This window comes from Marinitoga sp. 1197 (assembly GCF_001021165.1).
Classification (GTDB): Bacteria; Thermotogota; Thermotogae; order Petrotogales; family Petrotogaceae; genus Marinitoga.
Genome location: NZ_AZAY01000048.1, coordinates 120,132 through 133,585 on the forward strand (window position 1 = coordinate 120,132; position 13,454 = coordinate 133,585).

The 13,454-nt window shown below is 25.3% G+C and carries 10 protein-coding genes; all 10 read right to left on the minus strand.

Annotation, left to right across the window (positions count from 1 at the left end):
* Window positions 1-3: 3 nt before the first annotated feature.
* Window positions 4-849 carry a phosphatidate cytidylyltransferase gene (locus X275_RS10260; protein WP_047268764.1) on the minus strand — a complete coding sequence of 282 codons (846 nt, stop codon included), beginning with the start codon at window positions 847-849 and terminating at the stop codon, window positions 4-6.
* Window positions 836-1,552 carry an isoprenyl transferase gene (locus X275_RS10265; protein WP_084825192.1) on the minus strand — a complete coding sequence of 239 codons (717 nt, stop codon included), beginning with the start codon at window positions 1,550-1,552 and terminating at the stop codon, window positions 836-838. Before X275_RS10265 ends, X275_RS10260 begins: the two co-directional genes overlap by 14 nt.
* Window positions 1,549-2,106 (minus strand): ribosome recycling factor, encoded by a 558-nt coding sequence (frr, locus tag X275_RS10270; protein ID WP_047268766.1) that lies wholly within the window; start codon window positions 2,104-2,106, stop codon window positions 1,549-1,551. Before frr ends, X275_RS10265 begins: the two co-directional genes overlap by 4 nt.
* A 53-nt stretch (window positions 2,107-2,159) precedes the next feature.
* Entirely contained in the window at window positions 2,160-4,748 is a 2,589-nt protein-coding gene (locus X275_RS10275) for a glycosyltransferase family 2 protein (protein ID WP_047268711.1), read from the minus strand.
* Window positions 4,749-4,762: 14 nt separating this feature from the next.
* Window positions 4,763-6,127: a DNA polymerase III subunit gamma/tau gene (dnaX, locus tag X275_RS10280; RefSeq protein WP_047268712.1), complete on the minus strand. Its 1,365-nt coding sequence runs from the start codon at window positions 6,125-6,127 to the stop codon at window positions 4,763-4,765.
* Window positions 6,128-6,203: 76 nt separating this feature from the next.
* Window positions 6,204-7,460, minus strand: coding sequence for an HD domain-containing phosphohydrolase (locus X275_RS10285; RefSeq protein WP_047268713.1), 1,257 nt, complete (start codon window positions 7,458-7,460; stop codon window positions 6,204-6,206).
* Window positions 7,461-7,462: 2 nt separating this feature from the next.
* Entirely contained in the window at window positions 7,463-9,574 is a 2,112-nt protein-coding gene (locus tag X275_RS10290) for a hypothetical protein (protein WP_047268714.1), read from the minus strand.
* 4 nt (window positions 9,575-9,578) lie between these two features.
* Entirely contained in the window at window positions 9,579-10,232 is a 654-nt protein-coding gene (locus tag X275_RS10295; RefSeq protein WP_047268715.1) for a DUF3307 domain-containing protein, read from the minus strand.
* Entirely contained in the window at window positions 10,225-11,403 is a 1,179-nt protein-coding gene (locus X275_RS10300; RefSeq protein WP_047268716.1) for an HD-GYP domain-containing protein, read from the minus strand. The genes X275_RS10295 and X275_RS10300 overlap by 8 nt, the downstream gene beginning before the upstream one ends.
* Window positions 11,396-13,384 carry a CHASE2 domain-containing protein gene (locus X275_RS10305; protein WP_047268767.1) on the minus strand — a complete coding sequence of 663 codons (1,989 nt, stop codon included), beginning with the start codon at window positions 13,382-13,384 and terminating at the stop codon, window positions 11,396-11,398. The genes X275_RS10300 and X275_RS10305 overlap by 8 nt, the downstream gene beginning before the upstream one ends.
* Between the last annotated feature and the right edge of the window lie 70 nt (window positions 13,385-13,454).

The following is a 13,454-nucleotide window of genomic DNA, read 5'->3' on the forward strand; positions in this document are numbered from 1 at the left end:
CCATTATATACCAAATATTTTCATTAAAAAATAAAATGCTGGTGTTAAATATAATAAACCATCAATTCTATCATACATACCACCATGACCGGGTAATGTCTCACCAGAATCTTTTAAGTTATACGTTCTTTTATATGATGATTCCGTAAGATCACCTATTGTATCTACTATTCCAACCAGTAATGCGAAAAATATGGCCTGAATTGGATTAATTAAGTTCAAGTTAAAATAAGACCTTATATATTCATACAAAATTATATATAAGTAAGTTAATATAATTCCTCCAATTAAACCTTCAATACTTTTTTTCGGTGAATAATTTGGAGATAATTTGTGTTTACCAAAATTCAAACCAACAAAAAAAGCTCCTGCATCATATATCCAGACAGATGTTAATATTAATATACTTGTAGTTGAACCATAGTTTAAATTTATATGGTAAAAATATGATAAAAATAACGATATTGTAATAAGGGCAAAAACAAAATTTTCTATAGCTATTTTATATTTTTTGGTATCTTTTAGGTATATTAAACTTAGTCCCGAAATTGCAATTATTGTTATAATATAAATTGTAATGGGATCAAAAATAAATAATCCGGAATAATAAGCTCTTAATGCAAAACCATATACAGCACTTGTTAATGCTACTATTATAGATAGAAATACCTTATATTCATATTTGAATTCTTTTAATGTCATTTCAAAATATTCTAATGATGTTATTAATATTATTGATGTCGCTAACCCAATAGTTGTAGGTAAAGAAAAAAACGAAAAAACAACAGCTGGCCCGAGAATTATTCCAGATAATGTTCTAATAAATAAATTTTTTTTATTTACTGCCATTACAATCCCTTCTTTCATCTGATTGAATGCCACCAAATCTTCTATCTCTGTTTGAAAAATCTCTTATAGCTTTTTCTAAATCTTCTTTGGTAAAATCGGGCCATAATACATCTGTAAAATACAACTCAGAATAAGCAATTTGCCATAATAAAAAATTGCTTATTCTGACTTCTCCAGATGTTCTAATTATTAATTCAGGATCTGGAATATCAGGTAAATAAAGATTATTTGATATATCTTCAATTGAGATCTTTTCTGCTTTTTTTAAAATTAGTTTATTTACCGCATCAACAATTTCACGCCTTCCACCATAATTTACAGCTAAAATGACGTCTATTTTTGTATTATTTTTACTTTTTTCTTCTATCCTTTTGCATACATCATATACTTTATCCGGAAGTTCCTCAATTCTTCCTGTAAATCTAACTCTTACATTTTCTTTTATTATTTTATTTAATCTTGATTCCAGATATCTTACCATAAGGGAAAAAAGAAAATTTACCTCTTCTTTCGGTCTTTTCCAATTTTCAGTAGAAAAAGAGTATAAGGTTAAATACCTTATACCCATATCAGAAGCCCATTGTATTACATCTTCCGCCACTTTCGCTCCACGTTCGTGACCAACAGTTCTTTTTAAACCTCTTTTCTTAGCCCATCTACCATTACCATCCATTATAATTCCAACATGTTTTGGGATTCTCAAGATTCCATTATCTCCTTTTCTTTTTTGTGGAATACTTCGTCAATTTTGTGTTCATGATCTTTTAATATTTTTTGAATCTCATCTTCCAATTTTCTTGCATCATCTTCTGGAATTTCACCGTTTTTTTGTTTTTCCTTTATAACTTTCATATCTTCTCTCCTGATATTTCTTAAAGCAACTTTAAACTCTTCAGCTAGTTCTTTTGCATGTTTTACCCATTTTTTTCTATCTTCAACAGTTGGATTTGGAAATTTCACTCTTACAACCACGCCATCAGTTGACGCCATCATACCTAAATTTGCAGCATTAATTGCTTTTTCAATTTTTGAACACAAACTTTTATCCCACGGAGTAATAACAACGGCTCGGTCTTCTCCAACACTTAAAGTTGCTGTTTGATTAATTGGTGTGGGTGTTCCATAATAATCAACTAAAATTTCTTCAAACATGGCTGGAGAAGGTCTTCCAGTTCTGAGTTTTTTATATTCATCTTCAAGATGTTTAACTGTTTTATCCATTTTTGATTTTGCTTCCTTTAAAACAGGATCCTTTATTGACACAATATCCACCTCCATATTTGTATTTATATTAATAATTTTAAATGATATTATTTATAATGTACAAAAAGCATTGTATCATCTATAAATTCAAAATTTTCAGGTTGCATATAATCAAAAAAAAGTCTTATATTCTTAGGTTCTAAATACCAAAAAGCTCTTGGATCTTTGTTTATTATATTATCATCTAAATTATATATTACAAATAAATTTTCTGTTATTGTTTTTAAATATTTTAAATCTTTTATAAGATTTCTGGAAAATTCTGGATTAAAAAAAACAACTGTATCATATGATTTTTTAAAATTCCTATCTTCGATATACTCTAAATTAGATATTGTAATATGTTCTTTATTGAAAAACGAATTTATTGAGTTAATCTCTAACAAATTATCTTTTTTTAATTCAGAAAGAATATATTTTAATTTATGATTTTTCAAAGGGTCTGGATATATTAAATTAAAATACTTAGAATATTTCTTTAAAAAATTATCTAAATTTTTCATTGCATTATATGTAGGTTGTGGTGAAACATAATATAAACCTGTTATTTTAGATTCATACCATATTTTTATAGGATTTATTACCGGAAGAACAGAAATTATTTCACCTATATTTAATACATTAACTATTTTATCATCTTTATTTTCTATTTTTTCTTCAAAATAAAAACCTGTATAATTATAATTTCCACTGGTCAAATCTGCTAAAATAGGGTTCAAATTTAGCGCTTTCTCCAAATATAATTTAGCTTTTTCAAATTCTTTACATTCCTTATAGTAATTATATAATCTCAAACTTACAAAAGCTTTAAAATATTTGTTTTTTGTTATTTCAAAAACTTTTAATAATAACGATTCAAACAATTCCTTATTTTCATTTTTTATCTTTAATCCGTATATGAATTTTAATTCAGGAAATATTTCTCCAAAATAATAATCAAATAAAGCAACTTCTCGATAATCAAAGATATCTATATTAAAGAATAATTCATTTTTTTTGCTCATTTCTTCTTTTAATTCAACGTAAGCTGGAATAAGTTCTTCAGGATCCATATGAGTTAATATATCTTCTATTAAGACTTGAACAAATCTGGCAAGTGATTTCTCTAAACTTACCACTTTTTTATATCTCGATTTTGCTTCATTAAATCTTCCATTTTTTGTAAGAATATCTGCAATTAATAATTCTATTACAGCTTTTTCTTTGTCAGAACTAATATCTTTTCTCAATCTTCTTATTTTTAATAATAATTCAAGCAGCTGCTCAAAATCTTTATCAAATATATCATCTATAAATGTTAACAGAAAACCTATAATATTCTTTTCATCTTTCAATCTATCAACAAAATATTCTAAAAATAAATATGGGTTTTTATCCTTTGTTTTTTCAAATATTATGTCATATTTTTTTATCGCTTTGTTCGTAGATTGGAGAAAAAATTCAGAATTATTAATTATATTAATATGAATTTCTTTTAATACTTTTAATAATTTTTGCTTATTATTATAATTTGTTTCCTTAGCAAACTCATCAAAAATTAAATCATATAACTTTATAATTTTTTCGTTATTTTTTTTATAATTAAATTCTTTTATAATTTTATCTATATCTTTTAAATCTCTTGTTTTAACCTTTGCTATAATCAAAAAAGATAATCCTTCATTTCTTCTAAATAATGATTGCATTGACCACGTAATTTCACTTCTTTTGTTTTCAAATAAATTTAAATATTTCAAAAAATCTAAAGATGCTTTTTTTAAATTTTCCCAGTCTCTTTTATTAAAATAAACATTCATTAAACCATAATAAGCATCTAAGTTCCATCTTGAACCTATTTTAAACCATTTTTCAGCATCATCCCAATATCCTTTATTCATCAATTCTATTCCCCACAAAAACATAAATTCAACAGTCATAGGTATCGGTTTATAATCTTTTTTTTGTACATCTTTCTGCAATTTTTTCGCTATTTTATAACCAATTTTCATTTTTTCAATATGTTTTTTAGCAATTGATAATGTTTTCATATATTGAATTAAATAATATTCATCATCTGGATTTTTTTCCAGATATTTTTGAATAAGCGCCAATGTTCTTTCTGTTTTTTGTTTTCTTCTTAATCTCGTCCAAATATATCCGTAATGTAATAATTCAAGATCTACTTTTACAGTTTTACCTTTATATACAGGTTGATTATGAACAATATTTTCATATTTTACTTTACCATTTCTGAAAAATCTTGCTGTGCTTGCAATCTCATAATTCTTTTTTTCAAAATCTAGATAATTTATAGTAGGTATATAAACCCCTACTATATCTTTATCCAATGATTTTAAAACATCTCTAATATTATTTCTCAATTGCTCTGAAGCTTCTTCATCAGCATCAATTATAAATACCCACTCAGAGGTTGCATACTTCAATGTTTCATTTCTTGCATCTGAAAAATTTCCATTCCATGGAAAGAAATATATTTTATCTGTATACTTTTTTGCAATTTCAACTGTATTATCTGTTGATCCTGTATCAACAAAAATTATTTCATCACAAAAATCTTTTATACTGTTCAAGCATCTTTCTATATTTTGTTCTTCATTTTTTGCCATTATACATGCGCTTATCAAACCTTTTTTCATGAAAAATCCCCCATTCAAAACAATTTTAATATATTATTTTTTCTCGTTTTTTCATCTGAATTATCTTCATAAATAATATCAATTTTAATCAGATGATTTGTTAAAGTGGAATATAATAATTCAAGAATTGTTGAATTATTTTTAACTATTTGATATTCCAATAAATTTTCTTTCTTATATAATATTTTTATATAATCATCCTTTTCATTTATTTTGGCGTTTTTTAATGCAAAATATAAACCCAAATTCATTTTTTCCTTTTTATTTAACAATATTTCAAGAACTTTAGAAGTCAAATTTTCTGTGGTATTATTAATATTTTCTTTGTAAGTTTTTATATTAGAAAGATTTATTTCTTCATCCTTTTCATGATAGATTCCAGAAGATAATAATAATACATTTACATCAAACAGTATTTTTTTATTTTCAGAATATTTTATCTCTTTTAATAATTCTGATAATTTTTTTGCTATGTATAAGTTTTTCTCTAATGTTTCATTATTACGAATATTATTTAATATATACTCTAAAATTTCCTCCAGAAAAACTTCAATTTCTTTTCCTTCATTAAAAATCATAGAAGATATATTCAATAATTTTTCATTATCCTTTTTATATATTGCATTTAAAAAATCCTTTACTATTTTTTCATCAAATAAACCCAATATTTTTATTACATCATCTTGAGTAATATCAGTATTTGAGAATTTCAAAAGTTGTTCTAAAAGAGATAATGCATCTCTTGCTCCACCTTTTGCTTTTTTGGCAATTAAATTAGCTGCATCTTCAGTAATATTTCTATTTTCTTTTCTGGAAATATTTATAATATGCTTTGAAATTTCTGCTTCAGAAATATTTTTAAATTGCAAAACTTGAGCTCTTGATATTATTGTTTCTGGTACCTTTTCAAGATTTGTTGTAGCTAATATAAATATTACATGTTCTGGTGGCTCTTCTAAAGTTTTCAAAAGAGCATTAAATGCCTCTTTTGTTAACATATGAAATTCATCAATTATATATACTTTATACTTACCCGAAACCGGCCTAAAATTAGCTGCATCTCTAATTTTTCTAATTTCATCTATTCCTCTATTAGAAGCGGCATCAAGTTCAATAACATCCATAAAACTACCATTATTTATTGCTATACATTTTTCACATGAATTACATGGATTATGACCATTTGGATTTTCACAATTTAATACTTTACTTAAAATACGTGCAGTTGTCGTTTTACCAGTTCCTCTAGGGCCAGAAAATATATATGCATGTGAAATTTCATTTTTTTCAATAGATTTCTCAAAGTATTTTTTGATGTGTTCCTGTCCAATTAATTCTTCAAAGGTTGAGGGTCTATATTTTCTATATAAAGTAATCATTCAATCTCCTCCTGATAAATTGTCAGTTAAATTATATCATATTATTTAAAAAATAAAAAGGGGATTTCTCCCCTTTTTAAGTATTGACACACTTTTCAAGAGCTAAGACTATTTTACAATCAAATTTTTTAGGACAATTATCTTTTAACATTTTTAAAACCCTATCTTTTGGCCATGGTTCCTTATACACTCTTTTGGCAGTTAATGCATCATAAATATCTGCAACAGCTAAAATTTTACCAAATAACGATATTTTATCTTCCGTTTTATTATAAGGATATCCACTTCCATCCAATTTTTCATGATGTTCAAGAGCACCTAAAGGTATGTTTTTAGATATAAAATCTATTTCTGATAATAATTTTGCTCCAATAATTGTATGAGATTGAATTATTTTAAATTCTTCTTCGGTAAGTTTAGATGGTTTGTTCAATATTTCATCAGGTATCCCGATTTTTCCAACATCATGTAAAAGAGCCGCAATTTCTAATTCTTCTAATAGAGAATCATTAAATCCCATTTTTTTCCCGATTTTAATTGCAAGATTAGATACATTCTTTGAATGAGTATGAGTATAATTATCTCTCAAATCTATTGCTGTTGCAACTGCAAGAATAATACCTTTAATTGTGCTACTTAAATCATCATATATTTTTGAATTCATCAATTTATTTGATATCAATGAAGAAAAGAGTTCTATTATATGTTTATCTTCCAAGGTATAATTATCATTTTTTTTATTGACTGCTTCTAAAACACCTATAACCTCATTTTCAAAAAACAACGGAGTAGCAATTAAATTTTTTGTTTTATATTTAGCCTTTTTATCTGTTTTTTTAAAATGTAAAGGATTATTTTGTGCATCATTTATTATTATAGTTTCCTTTTTTTTGAAACATTCTCCAGCAATAGAACCTTCAATTGGTACATCTATTGTTTCTATATTTCCACTAGCACCACCAGAAGTAATATAGAAGTTTAACATTTTTTTATTTTCATTATAAAGTAATATAGCCGCACCATCTGAAGATAACAATTCTCTTAAGGCATCTTCTGTGTATTTTAATACAGTTTCTAACTTAAAATTACTACTGATTAATTTTAAGGTTTCTAAAATATGCCTGCTTTTAAATTTTATATTTATAGAATCTGTATATTCAAAACCATTAAAAAAATTTTTCAATGTTATTATTTCAAATTGTGTTAATTCCCTTTCCGCATAAATTTCCACATTCTCATCGATTTCTATAGAAAAATCTGTTATTTTCCCATAAAGTTTATCATTAATTTTTAAACCTTTTAACTCAAACTTTTGTATTGCGATATCTAACATTTTTAGAACTCCTTTGTTTCAAAATTAAGCGTATATTCAAATTTTTGTTTTTTCATATTATAGGCTATAGAATATATTACACCAGAATTTTCCAAAACTGGGTAATAAATAAATCCCTGTAAATTTGTATTATCATTTAAAAAAACATTTTCAACTGTGCTATCTTCTAAAAATTTATATTGCATATAATTAAATCCTGCAGTCAATTGAGGAATTCCTCCCATTGAAGGAATATTCACAGTCATTTGACCTGTCAATAAGCTATCTCTATTTTCGCTAAACAATTTGTTATATTTTATTAATATATTTAAGTATGGAGAAATCGAAAAAACGGTTTTTCCAATTATCCCATATGATTTTTTACTGTTTAAATTCATATATATACCATTTGCAGAATTGTATTCATAATACGAATTAAGATATTCACTATTAAAACCATTTGACAAATAATTTATTCCAAACATAAATTGGAAATATGGAGGAAAGTTCATAATTGGTCCAGCAAGAAAACCATATACTATCGTTCCATCATTGGTTAAAACTACGTCACCTTCTACTCCAAACCTAAAAAATAGAATATCTTTATATATTGTTGTTAAATATGCCTGATTAAATTCATCTTTCGTTTTTTCTTTATTAAGATTCATTATAGCAGTAACTTCTGTGTTGAATATATTTAAATCTGCATCGAGATACGCAAAAAATACATTTGATGTTTGTTGATAATTAAATGGTATTAGTGATGTTATTTCATAAGGAACATGTCCTCCAATCTTAACATTTCCGAATCTAAGTTCAGTATCAATTACTCTGGAGTAAGGTATAGTATAATTATTCATAAAAAGCCCTAATCCTTTTGTATAAGACTGACTTATACCATATCTAATATAAAATGTAGAAAAATCAAATTTTAAATAATTAATAGATAAAGCACTTAAAATATTCTCTGAAGGAGATGAATTTTCAGTTGGAAGACCATAATATAACGGACTATCTATATCTTCTTGATAAGCATTAAAACCAATTCCTATTCCAAAAGGACCAAAATCGAAATTTGGTGCAAAAGAATATACTAAATAACTATTAACTCCTTTTTGCTGTTTACCAAAAGAAATATTTCCTATATTTGCTTTAGTTGTCTGCTGCTCTTCAGCTTGCTTTGTTTTTTCTTCAGATTTTTTTTCTGGTTGTTGTTCTTCTGAAGGCTGCTCTTCAGTTTTAGGAGAAATTTCATTCTCATAATTTTCTAATGGTTTATCTAAATTTTGAATATTTGGTTTTGGTTGTTGCGGAGAATAACTAAACATATTACCTGCAGTTACAGGAAATAATTGATTATTAACCATTGTATATACTGTGCCTTCAAATGTCCTGATTTTAGTATTACCATTAATATTTTCAAATCCAAATTCTGTACCTCTAACTCCTGCAACTACAGAACCAGAACCAACCAGATATTTTGATCCTGGGGCCAAAATTTCTTTGATTTTATTAATTGTAGCTCCTTTTTTTAACTCATATTCGATATCAATATCTCCACTTTCTGAAACTCTTAAACGTTTGATATATAATTGTGTATCAGCAGCTACTTTAATTTCTATATTTAAATTAGGTTCTTTTAAGTGCACAAAACCATTTTCTAATGTTAATAATTCCGATTTTTCCTGAATTACAGTTTCTGTTGCAAGAGAATCCCAAACATCATTATTTGGTTTTTTATATAATACATTACCTTTCTTTTCTAAAATAACTAATTTTGTTTCTGGTATATCTATTTTTTCTTCAACAACTTTTAGTTTAAGCATTTTTTCAAAAGTTCTTCCTTCATCAAAAAAAGTAATGGTTGTTTCTGTAGGCATTAAAGGAGCTAGAAAAGTAAGGCTTGCCTTTCCATCAACAAGATCAAAACCATCAAATAGGATAAACGGATCATCAAAACCTCCACTGGTTACATCAACATACAAATGCGTTAACGTTGACTGATCCGTTGTAACTTCAATCAAGGCAGATTCTCCTGCATAAACTGTTGTATTTTCAACATTAATAACGACATTTCCAAAAAACATAGATGTAAACATCACAAAAAAGAAAATTACCCCTAATTTTTTAAACATAGTTTCACCTCCATATGGTTAAATAAGTAATTATAATGCTAAGGGACAAAGGTCCTAATTCAGATCTGGTACTTATTTCATTCTTTTTAAAGAATAATAAAATTGAAAACATTACAAACAAAAAAGAGAGTATTAAAAATAATATATTACTATAATATTTTATAAAAGGTAATGCAATTCTGAATATATAACCTAAATAATCTCTTTTATATGGCATCGAAGAATTATCTATCATATAAAATAAAAGACTTATGAAATACGCGTTAAATAACCCTATTGATAAAATTTTTGTAAATTCCGGTTTAAGAAAAAATTCATTTTGATTATACATCATACTTACTAATATTAATGAAGAAAAATGCATCACCTGATCAAGAATATAATAGGTATGTGAATTGAAGTCTTTTTTTGTTCTATTTTTAAATTTTAATGTATCTATTGATAAATGGATACCTGTTAAAAAGAGTAATATAATAAAATTATATAAGTTTAAAGAAGAGGGTAAGAACAAAATAAACATTGAAATAAAAATTATAAAAATATGCAGAATCAGCACTTTAACTTTAGAATTTTTATAACGTGCTATATAGGATGTTTGAAAGACATAATCTCCAATTAAATGAGATAATAAAAAATAAAAAAAGATATTTTCAATCATTGTCAACCACCTCTTTTAAAGCATTTACCAATTCAGGATTAAAAAATATATCGCTATAACTATCTATTAATTCTAAAACTTTTGTTTTTGGTAATTTATTTCTATACGGTCTATCTTCTAATAAAGAATAATAGGTATCCAAGAGCCCTATAATTTGAGCCAATAAAGGAATTTGATTTTTTTCGAGCCCCTCTGGATAACCTTCGCCATTCCATTTTTCATGATGATATAATACTATTTTTTTTACCTTATCTGGAATGGTTGGAATTTTTGATACCAATTCATATCCATATAAAACATGCTTTTTTATTAATTGATTTTCTTCTTTAGTTAATTCTTCTTTTTTTAAAAATATATATTCTGGAATGCCAATTTTACCAATATCAAATATCATACTTCCAAGCATGAGATTTTGAATATCTTTTTTTTCTAAATTTAAATATTCACCTATTTTTATTGCTGATTTTGCAATATTATGACAATGCTTTTCGGCTCCAGGAACACGTGTTTCAAGAATGCTTGTTAATACATTTAATGATTTATCAAGGATTATTTCAAATTTATTTTCTAAAAATGAATTTTCAATTGTTTTTTTTATATAGTCACTTAATTTATATAATATTGTATAATCGTATAAATCAAATCCCATATTTTTTTTTAGAATAAAATGTCCAAAAATTTCGCTCTCAAAAAAAATGGGAAAATACATCTTATTAACATTACAATATATAAATTTATTCTTTTTTAATTTAGAATGTTTAAAATCATTTGTTTGAAAAAAAGATGATGTTTCATATATATAAAAATCCATATTATCAAGATTTAATAAATTTTTTAGAGTTTCTTTTATATTTTCTATAGTTTTTTTAAAAGTTATATTTGGCTTTATCCTTGAAAGGATATCAAATATTTTATTATTTATATACTCTTTTTTTTCAATTTTACAGAAATTTCTAATTACGTTGTCAAAACTTAATAAATAATCCTCGTCAATATTATCAAAAAAAATTATTTCTACCCTATTTTCTTTTTTATATTCCACTTTTATTATTTCTTTTTTTTGTTCTTTTATATTAACAAACTTTTTATTATTTATAGATATGTAATATTTTATGTTATTCTTTTTCAAAAAATTTATGTTTTCCAAAATTAAGTTATAATCTTTATTCATTCTTATCTCCTTCCTTAATCCTATATAACTTTAATGGTAATTCTTTACCTTTTACTTTAAAATCACCAATATATTCAAACTTATATTTGTTAGATCTTTTTACAATTTCCCCAGTAACAATAAGCCACTCATTTAATTCTCTTGTTAAATGTTCGATTCTGGAAGTTGTATTAACTGCATCCCCTATACACGTATAATCCATTCTGAAATCTGCACCAATATTTCCAATAATCACTTCACCATAATGCATTCCTATTCCAGCATTAACTTCAAAGTCAAATCCCATATTTTTTAGTTCTATATTTATATCTTTTAATTTTTTACGCATATCTAAAGCGCAGGATATTGCCCTATCCACTTCATCACCAAATTCTATTGGCGCTCCAAAAATTGCCATAATTAAATCCCCTATGAACTTATCAATAGTTCCATAATATTTATTTCTTATTATATCAGCCATTTGAGAGAGATAATAATTCAAAAAACGTACAACATCTTCTGGAGATAATTTTTCAGACTTTTCTGTGAAACCCACAATATCAGACATTATTAAAACAACATTTTTCTTCTCGCCACCTAATTCTGTTTTACCTTGTTCAAGCAGTTTCTGAGCCACAAAATCTGGAACATATTTGAAAAAGAAAGATTTTATTTTCTTTTTTTCTCTTGATTCATTTAAAACTGATTGAACTGTATCTATTGTAGATATACTAAGGGTAGATAATAAAGGATAAAAAGTATCAATCCATATGTTATTTTTGAATAATATGTAAGAAACAAAAATATATGTTATAGGAATTAAAAAAGATATGAGTTTAATATATATTTTTTTGAAAGACGTAAATAATAAAGACAACAAGAGTACAAATACCAAAATAATAATTGTATAAAAAAAGTTTATTCTCGAGATTTTATCCTTGTTTATTAAATTTTGAACTGCTGTTGCATGCAAATAAACACCAGGTTCATTATTTGAAAAAGGGGTGATTCTTAAATCATATAAACCTTTAGCAGTTGCAGAATATCCTAATATTGCAATTTTACCTTTAAAATCATAATTGTCATATTTATTACTATAAACCAGATCATAAAAAGAGATAGTATCAAATATATTTTTTCCTTTTCCATAAAAATTCAACAAATAAGATCCATTTTTATCAGTTTTAATATTTTCATTTCCAATTTGAATTTGGTAATTTTTAGGATCAAAAATAAAATTATTAATATCATAATTTTTATAAAATGCATATAATATAATATCCATATGTGGAAATAACCCGGTACTATATCCTTTTTCTAATGCCCATTCCTCTTTAAATATAAGAGGTAAACCTCTGGCTACACCATCAGGATCTAATTGCCCAATTTCATATGTTGAAGCTGGCACAAGAGAAGAAAATTCTGGAATAGGTGGTATTATTTTATATGCAGTTAAAGGATAAAATAATGGTAAATACTCCGGGTTTTTGAGTTTAAATGAATATTTTAGATAATATTTGTTTTTTTCCAATTCTTTACGAAACTCAGGATTATATTCATCAAAATTCTTTTTTTCAACAGTTAAATATGTTCCCAATACAACTTTATTATATTTTCTTAATATAGCAGATAATAATATATCATCTTTTGATTTTCCATTGCTCATTATATTACTTTCTGAAGGTGTTGTAAACGAAACATCAAAACCTACTGCTTTAATTCCAAGCTTGAATAATTTGGCAACCATTCTGGCATAATGTTCTCTATTCCACGGCCACTCATCATTAAATTTAGTAGACATATTTATTAAAGAGTTTTCATCTATTGCAATAATAATCACATCAGTTTTAATTTTATTTTCTCCCCGAATTCTATATCTCAAATCTAATGTTTTCAATTCAAAAATTTCAATCCATGGATTGTTTAATAAGTAAGTTATTATATAAATTAATATAAAAGATATAAATAACACATGAGTTATTTTCAATCTAAACTTAAACATTTTCATACTATCACCTAATATAATTATAACATATTATTTGTTTTTTTATATAACAATAATAACAAAAACC

Excerpts from the sequence above, each read along its gene's own strand:
- dnaX (WP_047268712.1), bottom strand. The coding sequence starts at position 6,127 with ATGATTACTTTATATAGAAAATATAGACCCTCAACCTTTGAAGAATTA.
- X275_RS10285 (WP_047268713.1), bottom strand. The coding sequence starts at position 7,460 with ATGTTAGATATCGCAATACAAAAGTTTGAGTTAAAAGGTTTAAAAATT.
- X275_RS10305 (WP_047268767.1), bottom strand. The coding sequence starts at position 13,384 with ATGTTTAAGTTTAGATTGAAAATAACTCATGTGTTATTTATATCTTTT.
- X275_RS10300 (WP_047268716.1), bottom strand. The coding sequence starts at position 11,403 with ATGAATAAAGATTATAACTTAATTTTGGAAAACATAAATTTTTTGAAA.
- X275_RS10260 (WP_047268764.1), bottom strand. The coding sequence starts at position 849 with ATGGCAGTAAATAAAAAAAATTTATTTATTAGAACATTATCTGGAATA.
- X275_RS10290 (WP_047268714.1), bottom strand. The coding sequence starts at position 9,574 with ATGTTTAAAAAATTAGGGGTAATTTTCTTTTTTGTGATGTTTACATCT.
- X275_RS10275 (WP_047268711.1), bottom strand. The coding sequence starts at position 4,748 with ATGAAAAAAGGTTTGATAAGCGCATGTATAATGGCAAAAAATGAAGAA.
- X275_RS10295 (WP_047268715.1), bottom strand. The coding sequence starts at position 10,232 with ATGATTGAAAATATCTTTTTTTATTTTTTATTATCTCATTTAATTGGA.